This is a genomic window from Pseudoalteromonas aurantia, assembly GCF_005886875.1.
GTDB classification, from domain to species: Bacteria; Pseudomonadota; Gammaproteobacteria; order Enterobacterales; family Alteromonadaceae; genus Pseudoalteromonas; species Pseudoalteromonas aurantia_A.
Genome location: NZ_PNBY01000002.1, coordinates 1 through 942, shown reverse-complemented (window position 1 = coordinate 942; position 942 = coordinate 1). Strand labels below are relative to the sequence as shown.

Genomic DNA, 942 nt, shown 5'->3' with positions numbered 1-942 from the left:
CCGCTCACCTTGAAGGAACTGATGAGACAGTATGGTGCCTTTAAACAGCTTATGCCATCTGATAATAATCGCTTTATCACTCAGTCTTTTAGCTTTGTTATCATCTACATAAAGCACAGTGTGAGTATGGTTACTCATCACCGCATACGCACACACATCAATACAAAACACTTTGGCAAGCTCCAACAACTTATCTTCTATCCAGCCTCTTCTGTGCTCATACGATTGCCCTGTTGCCTTATCTTCACCACACAAATAGGCACGTCGAACGCAGCGTGAAATGCAATGGTAGTATTTGGTATCAGTTAAACTCACTTGCCTTTTACGTGCTGTAGCCATACGGAAATCGCCTATCTTTTAAGCTGAACTTAAAAGATAGGCAATGAATGAAAAATAGTCAATTTTGGGTGGGTGTCTTGTTAAATTTTCCCGCATAAACCAACTGATACTCGCTAAACGTTCTCTAAATTGTTCAATATCTTTATTTAAAAAATATTGTTGCGCTGAGTCTAGCCGCTCACCTTGAAGGGACTTGTGAGATAGTATGGTACCTTTAAACAGCTTATGCCATCTGATGATAATCGCTTTATCACTCAGTCTTTTAGCTTTTACATCATCTACATAAAGTACAATATGCGTATGGTTACTCATCACCGCATACGCACACACGTCAATACAAAAAACTTTAGCAAGCTCCAGCAGTTTGCCTTCTATCCAACCTCTTCTATGTTCATAAGATTGCCCTGTTACCTTATCTTCACCACACAAATAGGCACGTCGAACGCAGCGTGAAATACAATGATAGTATTTGGTATCAGTTAAACTCACTTGTCTTTTACGTGCTGTCGCCATCGAGGAAACTGCCTATCTTTTAAGTTGAATCTAAAAGATAGGCAGTGAATGAAAAACAGTCAACTTACGGTGGGTGATGAGATGGACACT

The 942-nt window shown here is 39.8% G+C and carries 2 pseudogenes; both read right to left on the bottom strand.

Going from position 1 to position 942, the window contains the following annotated elements:
• Positions 1 to 339: pseudogene (locus CWC18_RS00160) on the bottom strand (transposase); the annotation flags it as partial.
• A gap of 57 nt (positions 340 to 396) precedes the next feature.
• Positions 397 to 852: pseudogene (locus tag CWC18_RS00155) on the bottom strand (transposase); the annotation flags it as partial.
• Between the last annotated feature and the right edge of the window lie 90 nt (positions 853 to 942).